At 68.9% G+C, this 18,463-nt stretch carries 13 protein-coding genes; 9 read left to right on the forward strand and 4 right to left on the reverse strand.

Annotation, left to right across the window (positions count from 1 at the left end; genetic code table 11):
• Window positions 1-25: 25 nt before the first annotated feature.
• The 8 genes from P1J78_RS09515 to P1J78_RS09550 all read left to right on the forward strand — a co-directional run bounded on the left by P1J78_RS09515 (window position 26) and on the right by P1J78_RS09550 (window position 11,448).
• Window positions 26-889: a LysR family transcriptional regulator gene (locus P1J78_RS09515; RefSeq protein ID WP_275567111.1), complete on the forward strand. Its 864-nt coding sequence runs from the start codon at window positions 26-28 to the stop codon at window positions 887-889.
• Between the two features lie 93 nt (window positions 890-982).
• On the forward strand, window positions 983-3,022 hold the full coding sequence (locus P1J78_RS09520; protein ID WP_275567112.1) for a hydantoinase/oxoprolinase family protein: 2,040 nt from the start codon (window positions 983-985) through the stop codon (window positions 3,020-3,022).
• Window positions 3,023-3,027: 5 nt separating this feature from the next.
• Window positions 3,028-5,013: a hydantoinase B/oxoprolinase family protein gene (locus tag P1J78_RS09525; protein WP_275567113.1), complete on the forward strand. Its 1,986-nt coding sequence runs from the start codon at window positions 3,028-3,030 to the stop codon at window positions 5,011-5,013.
• Entirely contained in the window at window positions 5,010-5,318 is a 309-nt protein-coding gene (locus tag P1J78_RS09530) for a (2Fe-2S)-binding protein (protein ID WP_275567114.1), read from the forward strand. Before P1J78_RS09525 ends, P1J78_RS09530 begins: the two co-directional genes overlap by 4 nt.
• Window positions 5,315-6,679, forward strand: a complete 1,365-nt coding sequence (locus tag P1J78_RS09535; protein ID WP_275567115.1) for an NAD(P)/FAD-dependent oxidoreductase — start codon at window positions 5,315-5,317, stop codon at window positions 6,677-6,679. The genes P1J78_RS09530 and P1J78_RS09535 overlap by 4 nt, the downstream gene beginning before the upstream one ends.
• 109 nt (window positions 6,680-6,788) lie before the next feature.
• Window positions 6,789-8,240, forward strand: coding sequence for an aldehyde dehydrogenase family protein (locus tag P1J78_RS09540; RefSeq protein WP_275567116.1), 1,452 nt, complete (start codon window positions 6,789-6,791; stop codon window positions 8,238-8,240).
• Between the two features lie 16 nt (window positions 8,241-8,256).
• Window positions 8,257-9,324 carry a tartrate dehydrogenase gene (locus P1J78_RS09545; RefSeq protein WP_275567117.1) on the forward strand — a complete coding sequence of 356 codons (1,068 nt, stop codon included), beginning with the start codon at window positions 8,257-8,259 and terminating at the stop codon, window positions 9,322-9,324.
• Window positions 9,325-9,402: 78 nt separating this feature from the next.
• Window positions 9,403-11,448 carry an oxidoreductase gene (locus tag P1J78_RS09550; protein WP_275567118.1) on the forward strand — a complete coding sequence of 682 codons (2,046 nt, stop codon included), beginning with the start codon at window positions 9,403-9,405 and terminating at the stop codon, window positions 11,446-11,448.
• Here P1J78_RS09550 and P1J78_RS09555 read toward each other — a convergent pair.
• The 4 genes from P1J78_RS09555 to P1J78_RS09570 form a co-directional block, all read right to left on the reverse strand.
• A complete protein-coding gene (locus P1J78_RS09555; RefSeq protein WP_275567119.1) occupies window positions 11,445-12,794 on the reverse strand; it encodes an NAD(P)/FAD-dependent oxidoreductase in 1,350 nt (449 codons plus the stop codon). The two genes, P1J78_RS09550 and P1J78_RS09555, sit on opposite strands and share 4 nt — an antisense overlap.
• Window positions 12,795-12,863: 69 nt before the next feature.
• Window positions 12,864-14,048: an amino acid aminotransferase gene (locus tag P1J78_RS09560; RefSeq protein ID WP_275567120.1), complete on the reverse strand. Its 1,185-nt coding sequence runs from the start codon at window positions 14,046-14,048 to the stop codon at window positions 12,864-12,866.
• A gap of 84 nt (window positions 14,049-14,132) precedes the next feature.
• A complete protein-coding gene (locus P1J78_RS09565) occupies window positions 14,133-15,593 on the reverse strand; it encodes an aldehyde dehydrogenase family protein (RefSeq protein WP_275567121.1) in 1,461 nt (486 codons plus the stop codon).
• A gap of 4 nt (window positions 15,594-15,597) precedes the next feature.
• Window positions 15,598-17,262 carry a thiamine pyrophosphate-dependent enzyme gene (locus tag P1J78_RS09570; RefSeq protein WP_275567122.1) on the reverse strand — a complete coding sequence of 555 codons (1,665 nt, stop codon included), beginning with the start codon at window positions 17,260-17,262 and terminating at the stop codon, window positions 15,598-15,600.
• Window positions 17,263-17,574: 312 nt separating this feature from the next.
• Here P1J78_RS09570 and P1J78_RS09575 point away from each other — a divergent pair, with 312 nt between their 5' ends.
• Complete coding sequence (locus P1J78_RS09575) at window positions 17,575-18,462, forward strand: amino acid ABC transporter permease (RefSeq protein ID WP_275567123.1); 888 nt, start codon at window positions 17,575-17,577, stop codon at window positions 18,460-18,462.
• Window position 18,463: the final 1 nt, after the last annotated feature.

Raw genomic sequence — 18,463 nt, forward strand, 5'->3', positions numbered from 1 at the left:
GGTTTCGCCCATGCGCGCGCGCCAGTTGGAAATCTTCACCGCCGTGATGCGGGCCGGCACCGTGACCGAGGCGGCGCGGATGCTGAACATATCGCAGCCCGCGCTCAGCCAGATCCTGCGCCACACCGAGGACGAGCTGGGCTTTGCCCTGTTCGACCGCGAGAAGGGGCGGCTGAAGCCGACGCCCGAGGCAGAGGAACTCTATCCCGAGGCGGAGCGGCTGTTCGGCGCGCTGGAGGGGCTGCGGCGCAAGACCTCGGATCTCAAGCTCGGCCGCGCCGGGCTGGTGCGCATCGGCTGCTCCACCCCGCCGGCCATGTCGCTGCTGCCGCATATCCTGTCCGTCTTTCGCGCGCGCCATCCGGATATCGCGCTGCGCTGCAACGTCGCGCCGCTGTCCTCGCTGCGCACCATGCTGCGCGAGGGCGACGCGGCGATGGCCCTGGGGCTGAGCGACCGCGTCGCGCCGGATATCGAGGCGGAGGTTCTGGGCAGCACCTCGTTTTCCTGCCTGTTGCCCACGGGGCATCCGCTGGCGGATCGCGCGGAGGTCGGCCTTGCCGATCTCGCCTCCGAGACGGTGATCTCCTACCGCGCCGCGACCCGTCCCTACGAGGAACTCGACAAGGCGGCCCGGCGGCAGGGCCTGCGCTTCGAGCCGGAGCTGGAGATCGACACGTCGATATCGGCGGTGGGCTTCGTGCAGGCCGGGCTGGGCGTGGCGGTGGTCGACTCGCTGCTGCCGTGGAAGCTGTTCGCCGGGCTGGTGATCCGCCCGCTCGCCCAGTCGCCCGAGATCCCGCTCGCGCTGATGACGCTGCGCGGCAAGACCCTGTCGCGCGCCGAGGATCTGCTGCGCGCTCAGATCAGGGCGCATGCCGATCCATAAGCTGACCTTATGCATCCGCGCGCCATCCGTCTTGGACCGCGCGCCGCCATTTTGCTGAACTGCCGGCGCAGCGAAACCGGAGAGGCGGAAGCGATGGACGGGCAGATTGCCGAGGAAGACTGGAAGATCGGCGTCGACATCGGCGGCACGTTCATGGATTTCTGCGCGCTCGAAGCGCGGAGCGGGCGGATGGCCTCGCTCAAGGTGCTGACCACGCCGGACGATCCCGGCGCGGAACTGCAGACCGGACTGGCGCTGCTCACCGAGCGCGAGGGGCTGTCGCCCGAGGCGGTCAGCCGCTTCGTGCACGGCACGACCGTGGGCATCAACACGGTGATCCAGCGCAAGGGCGCGAAGCTGGCGTTGTTCACCAATGCAGGCTTCGAGGATGTGATCGAGCTGGCCCGGCTGCGCATGCCGGACATGTACTCGCTGTTCTGCCACCGTCCAGACCCGCTGGTACCGCGCGACATGATCTTCGGCCTGCCCGTGCGGATGCGCGCCGACGGGCGCCGAACGGATGCGCCCGGCGACGTGACCGAGGCGCTGGCCAAGGCCCGCGCCGCGGGCGCCGACGGCGTCATCGTGGCGCTGCTGCACAGCTGGCGCGACCCGTCGCAGGAGGCCGAGATCCGCGCCGAGATCGAGGCGCAGGCGCCCGACCTCTTCGTGTTCACCTCGGCCGAGGTCTGGCCGGTCATTCGCGAATACGAACGCTTCTCGACCGCCATCCTCAACGGCTACGTGCATCCCTGCGTGTCGGGCTACCTGAGCGCGCTGGAACAGCGGCTAGAGGCGCAGGGCGTGCCGGCGCGGCCCATGCTGACCAAGTCGAACGGCGGCCTGATGACCGCCGGGGAAGGGCGCCGCGATTGCGTGTCGATGCTGCTGTCGGGCACCGCCTCGGGGGTGATCGGGGCGAACTGGCTGGCGCGGCAGGCGGGCGAGAGCCGCATCCTGACGCTCGACATCGGCGGCACTTCGGCGGATTTCGCGCTGATCATCGACGGCGCGGTGCAATTCGGCTCGGACGAGCTGGTGGGGGAGTTCCCGCTGCACATCCCGTCGGTCTCGGTCAGCTCGATCGGCATCGGCGGCGGCTCCATCGCCTCGGTGGACGAGCATGGCGTGTTGCGGGTGGGGCCGGAAAGCGCGGGCTCGGTGCCCGGCCCGGCCTGCTACGGGCGCGGCGGGACCGCGGCGACCGTCACCGACGCGATGGCCGTCTGCGGCTGGCTCGGCCATTCCGAGATGGCCTACGGGCAGCTCGACATGCAGGTGGAGCTCGCGCGCGAGGCGGTGGGCGCGCTGGCGGCCCGGCTGGAGCGCGGGCTGGAGGAGACGGCGCAGGCGATCGTCGACATCGCCGTATCCGAGATGTTCGTCGAGGTGGAGAAGCTGTCCTCGCGCGCCGGCGTCGATCTGCGCGACTTCGCGCTGATGCCCTTCGGCGGCGGCGGGCCCATGCTGGGCGCCTTCCTGGCGCGGGAACTCGGCATGCCGCGGGTGATCGCGCCGCGCCGGCCCGGCGTGGTTTCGGCGCTCGGCGGGCTGGTCGCGGATCTCAAGGGCGACTTCATCCGCACGGTCTTTGCCGACCTCGACGCCGACGCGCTGCCCCGGCTGAGCGCGCATTTCCGGGCGCTCGCCGAGGAGGGCCGGGCCTGGCTCGCCGCGCAGGGCCATGACGGCGCCGTCGACCTGCGCCTGTCGGCCGACATGCGCTACACCGGGCAGAGCTACGAGATCGAGGTCGCGCTCGACCCGGACTGGCTGACCGACCTGCCGGCCATCGAGACCGCGTTCCACGAGGCGCACCGGCAGATCTATGATTTCGACGACCGGGAGGGACGGATCGAGCTGGTCAACCTGCGGCTCTCGGCGCTGGGGGCGGGGCCGAAGCCCGACCTCACCGAACCCGCGCGGGTCGCGCCGGAAAGCGTGCGGCAGGTGCAGGTCCATATCGGCGGCTGGCGCCCGGTGCCGCTTCACGAACGCACCGGCCTTGCGGCGGGCACGGCGTTCGACGGCCCCGCCATCGTGGCGCAGGAAGACACGACCTTCGCCATCCCGGCCGGCGCCTCGGCGCGCGTGGACGACCGTCTCAACATCCATCTCGACTTCGCGGAGTGAGCGCCATGTTCGACAAGATGACCCTTCAGGTGCTCGCCAACCATGCCCGCGCCGCGGCCGAGAACATGGCCCACACGCTGCACCGCACCGCGCACAGCGCCTTCGTCAAGGAGACGCAGGACTTCACGGTGATGCTGATGGACCGCGCCGGCGACACCTTCGCCGTGCCGACGGAACTGGGCGCGACCTGGTATCCCGGCCTCACCTACGGGCGCGGGATCGACCTGGTGGAGGAGCCCTACCGCCCCGGCGACGTGGCCTTCACCAACGATCCCTATTCCGGCCATGTCGCCACCCACGCGCCGGACACGCATCTGTGGAAGCCGGTGTTTTCCGACGACGAGATCGTCGCCTGGACCGGGGGACACATCCACAATACCGACATGGGCGGCGCGGTCCCGGCCTCGCTGTCGCGCTCGCTGACCGAGATCCAGCAGGAGGGCATCCGCTTTCCGCCAATGAAGCTGGTGCGCGAGGGCGTGTTCGACGAGCAGATCCTGCGCATCATGTCCACGAACGTGCGCAAGCCCGCGCTCAATATCGGCGACATCAAGGCGCTGGTCGGCGCGCTGAACACGGGCGAGCGCAAGGTCCATGCGATGATCGAGCGCTTCGGGCGGCAGGGTTTCGTCTCGGGCGTCGCCGCGCTGAAGGATCAGGCCGAAGCGCAGGCCCGCGCGATCCTGGCCGAGATCCCGGACGGCGACTACCGGTTCGCCGATTATGCCGACGAGGACAGCGACGAGGCCAATCCCTGCCGCCTGAACCTGACGCTGAAGATCCGCGGCGACGAGGCCGTGCTCGACTTCACCGGTTCCGATCCGCAGCTCGCCTCGTCGCTCAACGTGCCCTCGGGCGGCGATCCGCGGCACACGATCCTGCTCGTGGGCGTCTACTACATCCTCTACACGCTGAACCCGCGTATCCTGCTGAACAGCGGCCTGACGCGGCCCTTCACCTGCATCGCGCCCGAGGGCACGGTGCTGAACCCGGTCGAGCCCGCGGCGGTCGGCATGCGCTCGCTCACCTGTGCGCGGCTGCGCTCGGTGATCTTCGGCGCCTTCGTGCAGGCGGTGCCGGACCGGATGCCCGCGGCGCCTGCCGGAAACAACTGCATCGTCAACGTGATGACCCGCGACGAGCGCAGCCAGAAGACGGTGATCGCGGCGGTGAACCCGGTGGTCGGCGGCGGTGGCGGGATGCCGCATCGCGACGGCACCAACGGGTCGGGCGCGGATGCGGCCTATCTCAAGAACACGCCGATCGAGATCACCGAGACCGAGGTGCCGGTGGAGTTCGTCAAGTACGGGCTGGCGCAAGATTCCGGCGGCGCGGGGCGCTGGCGCGGCGGGCTGGCGACGGAGATGGCCTTCCGCGTCTTCGCGCCCGACAGCCGCATCACCGCGCGGAACCGCGACCGCAGCGCGTTCCGCCCCTGGGGCACCGGCGGGGGGCGCGCGGCCGGGCTGGCCGACATGGTCGTCAACCCGGACACGCCGGACGCGCGGCGCATGGGCAGCAAGGACACCGCGATCCTGCAGCCGGGCGACGTGCTGATGGTGCGCTCGGCCGGCGGCGGCGGGCGCGGCAATCCGATGCAGCGCGAGCCCTGGCGCGTCGCCCGGGACGTGGCGCGGGGCTATGTCTCGGAGGCGGCGGCGCAGCGGGACTACGGCGTTGCACTGTCGGACGGAGAGGTGGACGAGGCAGAGACCGCGCGGTTGCGTGCGGCGATGCCCGCCCCCGACGAAGGGTTCGACTACGGGCCGGAGCGCATGCGCTACGAGGCGCGCTGGACCGAGGCCGCCTATGACCGGCTGACCGAGATCCTGGCCGGCCTGCCGATCCACTGGCGTTTCTTCGCCAAGACGGAGATCTTCCGCCGGATCGAGGGCGCGGGCCCGGAGGCCGTCGACCGCGCCTTCGAGGCCACCTGCACGCGGTTCCCCGATCTGCCGCGGCCTGTCCTGCCGGCGGAAGCCGCCGAATGACCGGCCGCGTCCTCCGTCTGGCCGAGACGGGGCGCGCCGCGCTGCGCTTTCGTTTCGACGGCGAGGAGCTGACGGGGCTTGCGGGCGACACGGTGCTGACCGCGATCCTCGCCGCACGTTCCACCCTGCGCGCGGCGGAGTTCGGGCCGGAGCGGCGGGCCGGCTTCTGCCTGATGGGCGCCTGCCAGGACTGCTGGCTCTGGCAGGAGGACGGCCCGCGCCTGCGCGCCTGCTCGACGCCCCTGCGCGAGGGCATGCGCCTGCGCTCCGCCGCCGCGGCGGGCTGGCCAGGGGAAGAGGCATGACGCGCGTCCTGATCGTCGGGGCCGGCCCCGCCGGCATGCGTGCCGCCGAGACGTTGGCCGAGGCGGGTCTGCACCCCGTTGTGGTGGACGAGGCGGCGCGCGCGGGCGGACAGATCTACCGCCGCCCGCCCGAAGGCTTCACCCGCCCGGCGGAAAAGCTCTACGGCAGCGAGGCCGCCAAGGCGCGGCGCCTGCACGCGCTCTTCGACCGGCTGGTGGCCGAGGGGCGGGTGACGCATCTGCCCGAGCGCTCCGTCCTTGCCTTGTCGGGCGGCGTGGCGCAGGTGCTGGGTGCGGTGCGCGAGGAGATCGCCTTTGACCGGCTGATCCTTGCCACCGGCGCGACCGACCGGCTGGCGCCCGTGCCCGGCTGGGAAAGCGCCGGGGTCTACACGCTGGGCGCGGCGCAGATCGCGCTCAAGGCGCAGGGTGTGGCGCTGGGGCGGCGGATCGTGCTGGCCGGGTCCGGCCCGCTGCTGACCCTGCTCGCGACGCAGCTGCGCGCCGCCGGGGCCGAGGTCGCCGCCGTGCTCGACACCGCGCCGATGCGGGCGCAGATCGCGGCCGGCGCTGCGATGGCGCGGGCGCGGCCGCAGACGACGCTGCGCGGGCTGCGCCTGCGCGCCGCGCTCGGGCGGCGCTACCACGCCGGCGTGACGCTGGAGCGGATCGAAACGGCGGACGGTCCCGTCGCGATGCACTGGCGGGACGCGCGGGGCAGGGCGCGGCGCACCGCGTGCGACATGGTCGGGCTCGGCTGGCATCTGCGCGCCGACACCCATCTCGCCGATCTCGCCGGCGCGCGGTTCGACTGGTCGGAGCCGTTCCGCCAGTGGCTGCCGCGCTGCGACGCGCTCGGCCGGGCGGGGGACGGGTTCTACGTGGCCGGGGACGGGCAGCGCCTGCTCGGTGCGGACGGGGCGGAGGAGGCCGGCCGCGCCGCCGCCATCGCCTGCCTGCAGGATCTGGGGCTGCCGCATCCCGCGCCGGCCCCGGTGCTGCGGCGCCTCGCCCGGATGGAGCGCTTCGCCCACGCGCTGGCGCGCGCGTTCCCCTGGCCGGCCGAGGCGGTGCGGGCGCTGCCCGACGCGACCGTGGTCTGCCGTTGCGAGAACATCTCCGCCGGGCTCCTGCGCGAGACGCTGCCGCTGTCGGGGGCCGAGGCGAACCGTGCGAAGTCCCTCAGCCGCGTCGGCATGGGGCGCTGCCAGGGCAGGTACTGCCAGCTCGCCGGCGCCGAGATCGTCGCCGCCAGCGCGGGGCGCAGCGTGGCCGAGGCTGGCCGGCTCAGGGCGCAGCCGCCGGCCCGCCCGGCGCCCATCGGGGCCTGGCTTGCAACCGGAGACCCGGGCGCAGAATGATCTGCCATGTCGGTGCAGGAAGCAGGGGATTCTGCGCCGCCGCCGCATTCGGCAGCATCGGCCGCGTCGCCTGACCGATCCTGCGTCCGAACGATACCGAGAGGTCGCCATGCAGCTCTCCGACATCCCGCGTCCCGCGGGGCATTTCATCGCCGGTCGTCACGTGCCCGGCGACGAGACGATCGAGGTGGTCTCGCCGTCCACCGGCCGCCCGGTCGGCGCGATCCCTGTCGCCGATGCCGGCATCGTCGACGAGGCCGTCGCCGCCGCGCGCGCCGCGCTGGCCTCTTCCGGCTGGGGCGGCGTCGCGCCGCGCGACCGGCTTCGCGCGCTTCATGCCTGGGCCGACCTGATCGAGCAGGAGGCGGAGACCCTTGCGCTGATCGAAGCCGTCTGCTCGTCGCGTCCGGCCGCGCAGGCGCGCAGCGGCGACGTTCCGGTGACGGCCGAACAGATCCGGTTCTTTGCCGAGTTCGCCGACAAGGAGGGCGGCGCGCTGGTGCCGACCTCGGACGCGCAGCACGGTTTCATCTCCGACGAACCCTATGGCGTGGTAGGCGCGATCACGCCCTGGAACTTTCCGATCAACATGGCGGGCTGGAAGCTTGGCCCGGCGCTGGCCGCCGGCAACGCGGTGGTGCTGAAACCGTCCGAGATGACGCCGTGGAGCACGCTCTACCTGGCCGAGCTGTCGGTCCGGGCGGGTCTGACGGCAGGCCTGGTCAACGTGGTGCTCGGCGATGGGCCGGTGACCGGCACCGCCATCACCGGGCATGCCGGGATCGACAAGGTCTCGTTCACCGGCTCCACGCGCGCCGGTGCGGCGATCATGGAGAACGTCGCCCGCACCGGCATCAAGCCGATGACGCTGGAGCTGGGCGGCAAGAGCCCGATGGTGGTCTTCGCCGACGCCGATCTCGACCTCGCGGCGGCCTGTCTCGACCGGGGCATCATGCCCAATGCCGGGCAGTTCTGTGTCGCCGGCTCGCGCATCCTCGTCGAGGAAAGCATCGCCGAGGAGCTGGCCGCGCGGCTTGCCGAGCGGTTCGCGCGCTACCGCCCCGTCGACACGCTGGCCGAGGCGGACGGCTTCTCGCCGATCATCTCCGGCAAGCAGATGGCGCGGATCGACGGGATCGTGCGCGCTTCGGCCGGGCAGGGGGCGGAGGTGCTTTGCGGCGGCGAAGCCTTCGACCGCGAAGGCAACTATTACCGTCCGACGCTGCTGACGGGGGTCACGCAGGACAATCCTGCCGTCACCGAGGAGATCTTCGGCCCCGTGGCGACCTTCCAGACCTTCGCCACCGAGGACGAGGCGATGGCGCTGGCGGCGCATGCGACCTACGGGCTGGCCGCGGGGCTCTTCACCCGCGACCTGTCGCGCGCGCTGCGGCTGAGCCGGCGGATCGAGGCCGGAACCGTCTGGATCAACCGCTACGGCCGCTCGCGCGACCACATCCTGCCCACCGGCGGCTGGAAGGCCAGCGGGCTGGGCAAGGATCTGGGCCGCGAGGCCTATCACGCCAGCCGCCGGACCAAGTCCGTCCTGATCGACCTTTGACCGCCCGGAGACGCAGATGAAAACGCACCGCCTTGCCCTGATCCCCGGCGACGGGATCGGCGTGGATGTAACCGATGCCGCGATGGCGGTCGTGCGGCAGGCCGCCGCCGGCCGCTTTGCGCTCGACACCGAGACCTTCCCGTGGTCCTGCGCCTTCTACCACGAGACCGGCGCGATGATGCCCGAGGACGGGATCGAGACACTGCGCCGCTTCGACGCGATCTATCTGGGCGCTGTGGGCTGGCCGCAGAGCGTGCCGGACTCGGTGTCGCTGCACGGGCTGCTGCTGCCGATCCGCAAGGCCTTCGACCAATATGCCAATATCCGGCCGCACCGGCTCCTGCGCGGCGTCGAGGGGCCGCTGAAGGCGGAGGGCTTCGACATCCTCTGCATCCGCGAGAATACCGAGGGCGAGTATTCTGGCGCCGGCGGCCGGGTGCATCCGGGCCGCGACAACGAGGTGGCGACCGAGGTCGCGATCTTCACGCGCAAGGGGGTGGAGCGCATCCTGCGTTTCGGGTTCGACCAGGCCCGGGCGCGGCGGGGGCACCTGACATCGGTGACGAAGTCGAACGCGCAGAAATACTCGATGGTCTTCTGGGACGAGGTCACGCGCGAATTGGCGGCGGAGTATCCCGACGTGACCGTGAGCCACATGCATATCGACGCGATGGCCGCGAAGATGGTGATGGCGCCGCAGGATCTGGACGTGGTCGTCGCCTCGAACCTCTTCGGCGACATCCTCACCGATCTGGGCGCCGCGATTCAGGGCGGGCTTGGCTTTGCCGCCTCGGCCAATATCTGCCCCGATGGCTCCGGCCCCTCGATGTTCGAGCCGGTCCACGGCTCGGCGCCCGACATCGCCGGCAAGGGCATCGCCAACCCGATCGCCGCGATCTGGTCGGCGGCGATGATGCTGGAGCATCTGGGCGAGGTCGAGGCCGCCGCCGACATCCTGCGTGCCGTCGAGAGCGCGACGGCGCAAGGCATCGGCACCCGCCCCGGCAGCCATTCCACCGACGAGATCACCGCGGCCGTGCTTGCCGCGATGGCAACCTGTCCGAATGCTCCGTCTGCGATATGATCTGATCTCCGGGCGTCGGTCGCGCGTCTCCGCCTGGCGCTGAGCCGCCTCGGAGAGGCCAAACCAAAGAGGCCCGGGATGACCAGGGACGAGACGAAGGCCGCGACCACGGATCCGCTCCTGCAGCCCTATCGGCTGAAGCAGGTCGCGTTGCGCAACCGTGTCGTCAGCACGGCGCATGCGTCCGCTCTCGACGAGGGCGGGATGCCCACGGAGGCCTACCGCGCCTATCACGTCGAGAAGGCCCGCGGCGGGATCGGCCTGACGATGATCGGCGGCAGCGCCATGGTCTCCGGCGATACCTCCTGGGGCGGCGGGCAGCTCGATCTTTCCACCGACGCGGTGATCCCGCATCTCGCCCGTCTGGCCGAGGCGGTTCATGCCGAGGGCGCAGCGGTCATGACACAGATCTCGCATCTGGGACGGCGGGCCAGCGCCTCGACCGGAAACTGGCTTCCGACGCTCGGCCCGTCGCGGGTGCGCGAGGTGCGCAACCGCGGGTTTCCCAAGGAGATGGACGACCACGATATCGACCGCGTCATCGGCGACTACGCCGCGGCGGCCCGCCGGGCGCGCGCGGCCGGCCTGGACGGGATCGAGACCCTGACCGGCGGTCACCTGATCGGGCAGTTCATGTCGCCGATGACCAACCGGCGGACGGATGGCTTCGGCGGCAGCCTGGAGAACAGGGCGCGCTTCGGGATCATGGTGCACGAGGCGATCCGCGAGGCGGCCGGCGCGGATATGGCCGTCGGCCTCCGGCTGACGATCGACGAGGGCGCGGAGGGCGGGCTGTCGCTGGCCGACGGGCTCGCGCTGGCCCGGCTCTTCGAGCGCGAGGGGGTGGTGGATTTCTTCAACGTCATCTACGGCCGCATGGACAGCGACCTGTTTCTGTCCGAGGACAACATGCCCGGCCTGTTCCAGCCCAGCGCGCCCTACCTGGCGCAGGTAGCCGCGTTCCGGGCGGAGACGAGCCTGCCCCTGATGCATGCCGGAGGCATCCGCGACACCGCGACCGCGCGGCATGCGGTGCGCGAGGGCATAGTCGATCTGGTCGGCATGACCCGCGCGCATCTGGCCGACCCGCACCTCGTCAACAAGCTCGGCGAGGGCCGCGAGGACGAGATCCGGCCGTGCGTCGGGGCCTCCTACTGCCTCTACCGCAAGGCGCATTGCATCCACAACGCGGCGACGGCCCACGAGCTGACGCTGGGGCATGAGGTGCCGCCCGCAGACCGCCCCGGCAAGGTCGTCGTTGTGGGCGGCGGGCCGGCCGGGCTGGAGGCCGCGCGCGTGGCGGCGCTGCGCGGACATGCGGTCGCGCTGTTCGAGGCCGCGGCGCGTCTTGGCGGGCAGCTCCGCATCGCGACGCTGGCGCGGGCGCGGGCGGACCTGGCGGGGATCCTCGACTGGCGTGAGGCGGAACTGGACCGGCTCGGCGTGGACGTGCGGGTGAATGTCTTTGCGGACGAGGCCACGGTGCGTGCGGAGGCGCCGCAAAGCGTCATCATCGCCACCGGCGGTCTGCCGGATACGGATTGGCTGGAGGGTTCGGAGCACTGCCTGACGGTCTGGGACGTGCTGGGCGGCGACGCCCCGCGCGTGCCCGAGGTGCTGATCTATGACGGCACCGGGCGGCAGGCCGCGCCCTCCTGCGCCTTGGAACTGGTGCGGCGGGGGGGTGGCGTCACCTTTGCGACGCTGGACGAGGCGATCGCCGTCGAGATGCCCTATCAGGACAAGACCGGGTTTCGGAAACGCTTTGCGGAACTCGGCATACCGCGGCTGACGGATGCGGAACTGGTTGCGGTGCGCCCCGTGGAGGGCCGACTGGAGGCGGTGTTTCGCGACACCTATTCCGGCGGCGAGATCCTGCGCCGGGCGGACCAGGTGGTGATCGAGCACGGGACGGTTCCGATGGACGATCTCTTTTTCGGGCTGCGCCCGCACGCGGCGAACGACGGCGTCACCGGGATCGACGCGCTTCTGGGGCCGGCAAGCGGCCGCGCGCCGCTTGGCGCCGCCGAGGGATTCGCCCTGCACCGGATCGGCGATGCGGTCTCCTCGCGCGACGTCCACGCCGCGATCCGCGACGCCTATCGACTGGCCCGGCTGATCTAGGTGAAACGCGACACGCGATACGCGCTGGCATCAATTGACGGTTCCTGTCCGACAACCAGGTCGGCGGTGATTTCGGCGGCCGCCGGCGCCATGGCCAGCCCGTGCGCAGAGAAGCCGCTACAGACATAAGCGCCGCCCACGCCGGGCAGCCGGTCGATGATCGGGGCGGAATCCGGCGTGATATCGATCACGCCGGCCCATTCGCTTGCGATCTCCACGTCGGAGAAGTCGGGGAACTCGTGCCTGAGCGCCGTGACGGTTGCGCGTTTCGTCCGCGCGTCCGGGGATGCGCCGAGAACTCTCGTGTTCTGCAACTCAAGCTTTTTTCGATCATCCGATGCGAAGAACATCTTCAGGTCGCGGAAGAAATCCTGGTCCACGTCGAGGGAAACCGCGCCATGGCCGTCCCGCATCGCCGGAAGGAACTGCCGAAACAGTCTGAAGCTGTCCGGCGTCACCGTCGAAATGACGGTGTTGTTGCCGACCGTGAAGCTGCCGTCCGGGCGGCGACACCACCCGAACGATCCCGTGGCGCCGCAGCCCTGCAGCGACGTTTCGACCGGTCCCGTTCGAAACAGGCTGCCATAGACCTGCAGAACCGGGATCTCGAAACCTAGACGGCGCAGGAAGGCGCGGCTCCAGGCGCCGCCCGACACCACCACGGCCTGGGCTTTGACACGCCCCTGCTCTGTAAGGACGCCGCTGACGTGTCCGGCGGTCGTCTCAAGATCCAGTGCGGCGCACTGCTCCATCACGGCCACCTGCAAGCTGTCGGCGATCCCGGCCAGGGCAGGGCCGACCTTCTCGGGTCTGACGCATCCGTCGCTCGGCTGATGCCAGGCGCCTGCCAGTCCGGGGATGTTCATCGCGGGCATCCGCTCGGAGACTTGCGCGGCGCTCAACTCGGTTGCGTCCACGAAACCGATCTCGCGTGCCTGGTCTCTCCAGTCGGCGAAATGCGCCAGTTCCGTTTCGCCGCGGCAGAGCAGGGTGACACCGACCTGCCGAAATGAGGTATCGACCCCGTATTTCGTGGCATAGTCGGCCCAGATCGCCTTGCTGCGCAGCGAAAGCGGCAGGCGAAGGCCCGTGTCGCCCAAGCTCGACACCCAGCCCATCGAACGGGATGTCTGTTCCGCGCCGACACGGCCCTTTTCGAGCAGCACGACGGACTGCCCGCGCTCCGCGAGTTCGATCGCGGTCGCAAGCCCGCAGAGGCCGCCGCCGATCACGACGACATCGCAGGATGCGGGCAGATCCGCCGCGTATGGCGACCCCTCGGGACGATCTGGGTTTTCCGCGCGACGGCGTGAGGGCCGGAAGGGATTGAACCCGACAAGTCTCAATGAAAACTCCAGATCAGTTGCCCCGGGGCGTCTTACCCCCGGCGCACGGGGGCGAGACGCAACGCTATCCTATCGGATAACCGCCGCGATGCCCTTGCCGATCACGTCGAGGTCCGCCTCGTTGATCGCGGCGATGTTCATCCGGCCGTCGGGCGGCATGAAGACGGCAGCCTCATTGCGCAGCTGGGTGATCTGTTCCGCGCTCAGCCCGAGCAGAGAGAACATCCCCTTGTGCCCCCGGACGAAGTCGAACCGGTCGGAATTGGTGGCGCTGCGCAGCGTCTGAGCCAAAGCCTCGCGGTTTCCGAGGATGCGTTGGCGCATCTCGTCGAGTTCGGATTTCCAGGCGCTCGTCAACGTCGGGTCCGACAACAGCAACGAGATCGTTGCAGCGCCGTGGTTCGGGGGAAAGGAGTAGTTCACGCGCCCCGCCGACAGCAGAACTTCGCGTGCCTTGTCGATCCCGGCGCCCGGATCGCCGATGATCATCGCCGTCCCGACACGATCCCGATAGACGCCGAAGTTCTTGGAGCAGGAGGTCGAAATGACCATCTCGGGAACGGTCCCGGCCAGGAGCCGCACGCCGGCCGCGTCCTCTTCCAGCCCGTCGCCGAACCCCTGGTAGGCGATGTCGACGAAGGGCAGGAGACCGCGCTCTGCAATGAGGGCCGCCGTCGCGCGCCATTGCTCCAGCGTCAGATCGGCGCCGGTCGGGTTGTGGCAACAGCCATGCAGCAACACGATGTCATTCGCCTCGGCCTTCCCGAGGTCATCGAGCATCCCGTCGAAATCGATCTGCCCGGTCGCCGGATCGAAATAGGTGTAGGTCACCACCTCCAGCCCGGCCGCCTTGGAAATAGGCACGTGATTGATCCATGTCGGGCTGGGAATCCAGATCCTGCCGCATTTGTCATTGGCCGCCAGCATGTCGGCCAGCAACCGAACCGCGGCGCCGCCGCCGACCGTCTGAATACCGCGAACGCAATCCGGCGAGACAGCGTCGTCAAGGACGAGCGTCCGAATGCGGTCCACGAAATCCGCGTCGCCGGCAAGGCCGAGATATGCCTTGGTCTGTTCCTGCTCGATATATTGCCGTTCCGCGTCCTTGACGGCCTGCATTACCGGCGTCTTGCCGTCGCCGGTCTTGTAGACGCCGATCCCCAGGTCGATCTTTTCCGGGCGCGGGTCGGCCCGGAACTGTTGCATCAGCTCCAGGATGACATCCGGTGCGGGTGACTTGTAATTCTCGAACATCGTTATTCCCTCACAATTCAATACGATAGGCATCAAGGGGGATCGTGCCCCCTTATAGCCATCGAGACTGTCTGGCGCGGTCCGTCAGAGCAGGACGCACACCGCCTTTTCGTGGGTGTGCGACTGCAGCGCAGACAGCCCCAGTTCCCGACCGACACCGCTCAGACCGCTGCCGCCCCAGACGGCGCGGGGGTCCGGCGTGCCGCCCCCGTTCACCCAGACCGTGCCGGCATCGACGCGCGCGGCGACACGGTGAGCGGTCCGGAGGCTTTCGGTGAAGATATTGGCGGACAGCCCGTACCGGCTGTCGTTGGCCATCGCCACGGCGTCCTCTTCCGACGAGAAGGTCATGACGGCGGCCACCGGCCCGAAGATCTCCTCCTGGGCAATCCGCATCGCGTTATTGACCCCGGAGAACACGGTCGGGCGCATGAAGAAGCCGGGGCCGTCGATCGGCGCCCCGCCGGTCACCAGGGTGGCGCCCTGGTTCAGACCGGACGAGATATATTCGGCCACCGTATCCATCTGCTTCTTGCTGATCAGCGATCCCATCGTCGTCGTGCCGTCGAGAGGGTGCCCCAGGACGCGCTTTTCGGCTTCTTCCCGCAGGGCGTCGACCAGTTCCGCCTCGATGGCCTCATGCACGATGATCCGCGACCCGGCGGCGCAGATCTCGCCCTGGTTGGAGAAGATCCCAAGCGCCAGCGCCTCGGCCGTCGCCTTGACGTCGACATCGGGGAAAATCAGCTGCGGCGCCTTGCCGCCAAGCTCCAGAGTCGTCGGCTTGAACGTGTCCGCCGCCTTCCGTGCGATCATGCGGCCCACTTCGGGGCTGCCCGTAAAGGTGACCTTCGAGACCTTCGGATGCCCGACCAGCGCGTCGCCGGCGACACGCCCGGCCCCCGGGACGATGTTGACCACGCCGGGGGGGAAGCCTGCCTCCTCGATCAGGCGACCGAGGTAGAGGACCGCCAGAGGCGCTTCGAGCGCCGGTTTGATGACAAGCGTGCAACCGGCGGCCAGCGCGGGGGCCAGTTTCCAGCAGCAGATCATCGTGGGCGCGTTCCATGGCAGGATCGCGCCCACCACGCCGACGGGCTCGCGGATCGTATAGGCGTGCGTCGGGCGCCCGAAATGGTCGGGGCTGGCCAGGGTCCGGCCATCCATCTTGTCGGCCCAGCCCGCGAAATACCGAAGCGTGACAATGGCGGAGGGAATGTCGACCATCTTCGGTTCGTTGGCCGGGCGGCCGATTTCCAGCGCTTCCAGCTTGGCGATCACCTCCAGATCACGCTCGATCAGATCGGCGAGCCGCGACAGCATTCGCCCCCGCTCACGGGCCGGGGTGTCGCGCCAGGCGCCGTTGAAGGCGTCGTCCGCCGCACGAACCGCGCGGTCGATGTCGTCGGGCGTGGCAACGGAAATCGACGCGATCGACGTGCCGTCGGCCGGGCATTCCACCTCGGCGACGCCGCGGTCGGAGGCGCAACGCCACGCGCCGTTGATAAAGAGCTGCGATTCAGGGTTTTTCAGTTCGACATCCATTTTCTTACCCCCGGATTTTCGGCATCAGAAGCATGTCCCAGGCGCTCGGCATCTCGCCGCATTTGACCTGAATCAGCGCAGGGGCGTTTTTCGCAAGAGCGGTCGACAGCTCTTTCTCGAGCTCGTCCGGGCTGGACACGCGATAGCCCTCGGCTCCGTAGGTTTCCGCCATGGCGGCGAAATCCGGGCTCGCAAGGTCCGCGGCGATGACCCGGTTGCCATAGCGCTCTTGCTGGATGCGTTTCACGTTGCCGAACATCGCGTTGTCGAAGACGACCATGACGAGGCCGATGTTGTGCTGAACGGCCGTCGCGAGTTCCCCGACCTGGTACATGAACCCGCCATCCCCGGCGATGCCGACGACCGGCTTGTCGGGGTTGGCGGCCTTCACGCCAAGCGCGGTGCCATAGCCCCAGCCGAGGTTGTCCTGATAGCCCGGGGAAATGAAGGTGCGCGGCGAATACACCGGGAACAGAAGTCGGCTTGCAAAACCGACCTGCGTCACCTCGTCGACGAAGATGCCGTCGTCGGGCAGGGCGTTCCGGATCGCGCGAAGGTAGCCGACCTGCGGCTCCAGGCTCTGAATGCGCTGGTCCAGCCAGGCGTGCTGCCCTTCGAGATCGAAGGCGCATGTCCTAGTTGGCGTCGACGTCGCCTTGAGCACCTCGAGCAGGCTTGCCGTGTAGTCCTTTGCGTCGCCGATCATGGACGCGTCGGGGGCACGGTGCCGGTTCGGGGCCTCGGGGTCCGAGTCGATGCGAAGGACCTTCAGATCCTTGTCCATGCCCCATTGCTGTTCCTGAATGAAAAGACGGGTGCCGATCGCGATGACGACATCCACTTCCGGCCAGAGATGATGGCCCTGCGGCAGATTGATGGCCAGCGGGTGCTCCGTCGAAATGACGCCGCGCCCGCGCCGGTAGGACAGAACAGGTGCCTGCAGGAACTCGGCGAGGCCCCTGACCTCGTCCGAGGCGTCCAGGGCGCCGCCGCCAACGATGATCATGGGCTTTCGGGCGGAGGCGGCGATCTTTGCAGCCTGTTCCACCTGGTCCATGTCCAGGTGGTACTTCGCCTTTCTGGCCTGCGCCTCGGCCATCGAGACGGGCGCCCGGGTCGCCCAGATATCCATTGCGCATTCGAGTACCGCCGGGCCGGGCCGGGTCGAGATCATCTCGCTGATGGCATCGCCGACAAGGCGCGGCGCTTCATGCGCCGAGCGGATCCGACGCGCATACTTGGCCACGTGACCGGCCATGCCGATCTGATCGCGGATTTCGTGCAGGTGACCGTAGTTGCGGTCGATGTCGCGCTGCGGGATCTGCCCGAGGAGTCCCAGCACCGGCGCGCAGGTTCCCTCGGCGGTCAGAAGGGCGGCCGTGGTGTTCAGGAACCCGGGCCCCGGCACGGCGGCGAAGGCCTGCGGCTTGCCCGTGGACAGCGCGGCGCCCAGCGCCATGTAGGCCGTCCCCTGTTCATGCCGCGCGTGCAGCACGCGCAGGTCGTTGCCGCGTTTGTAGGCCGCGTCGCAAAGGGGGTCGTTGTGCAGACCCGGAAGCGCATAGAGTGTGTCGATTCCATTCTCGATCAACGCCGCAACCGTGGCTTCCGATGCGTCCATCGAGTCCACATCGCTTTTTGCTGACGTGGCGCGCGCTGTTACGTTCATCTCGGACACTCCTTCTCCCGATCCGGCGTCCTCCGCCCGATCGCATTTTCGGTCAAAGCCCACAGCGGGCGTTCGTCATTCTCCAGCCTCCAGTAATACGAGTGATGGCGCGCCCGGTCTGTCACCCCCGAATGTGATATCGACCGCATCCCGGCCGGCTTAGGTTCGCCGAAACAACGACGAAAAGGCCGATGCTCAATCAGACGTTCGGTTGTGCGGTCGTATGGAAACGGACCAATTGCCCGGCCGGGCTTCGCCCCGGCCTCGGCGACTGGACCGGCTCCGCATGACGAACACGCTCGGGGAGTACAGATGAACAGCGAGACAATTCAGACTCATCCGTCGGCGCCAGGCTCGGCGAATGACGAGTCGGCAACCTATTTTCCGGTCTACAAGGAAAAATCGCGTTGGAGCTTCGTCGTCGGAACCGTCGCCATCCTGATATTGGCCGGTGCGTTCTATGGCCTGGTGACGAACCAGAACATGAAATGGTCGGTGTTCCTGGAATACCTGTTCTCGGGACCGATCATGAGCGGTCTCATCGTAACGATCGAGCTGAGCGCGTTCGCCCTGGCCGTCGGTCTGGCCCTCGGGATCTTCGTCGCCCTCGGGCGCATGTCCGACAACATCGTGATCTCGAACATCTCGGCGTTCTACGTCTGGGTTCTGCGGGGCCTGCCGGCCATCGTACAGCTCCTGATCTGGGGCAACATCGGCCTGTTCGTCCCGGTCATCGTGCTGGGGGTTCCGTTCACGGACATCGCCCTCGGCGAAGTGAGGGTGGCGACATACCTTACCCCGTTCGTCGCATCCTTCGTCGCGCTCGGCCTGGCGGAGTCCGCCTATATGGGCGAAATCATCCGCGGTGGTCTACAAAGCATCGACAGCGGGCAACGCGAGGCCGCCTTCGCGCTGGGGATGCGACGGGGCCGTATCCTGCGCCGGATCATCCTGCCCCAGGCCATGCGCGCCATCGTGCCGTCTCTCGGGAACCAGTTCTCCAACATCATCAAGGCCAGTGCGCTTGTCTCGGTGATCGCGGGTGGCGACCTTCTGACGACGGCCCAGAACATTGCCGGACAGAACTATCGCGTGATGGAAATGCTGTTCGTCGCAAGCTTCTGGTATCTCGCCATCCTGGCAGTGATGTCTCCGGTCCAGCATCTCATCGAAAAAAGAACGCGGCGCATGGATCGCTGAT

Source organism: Psychromarinibacter sediminicola (assembly GCF_029168335.1).
GTDB classification, from domain to species: Bacteria; Pseudomonadota; Alphaproteobacteria; order Rhodobacterales; family Rhodobacteraceae; genus Psychromarinibacter; species Psychromarinibacter sediminicola.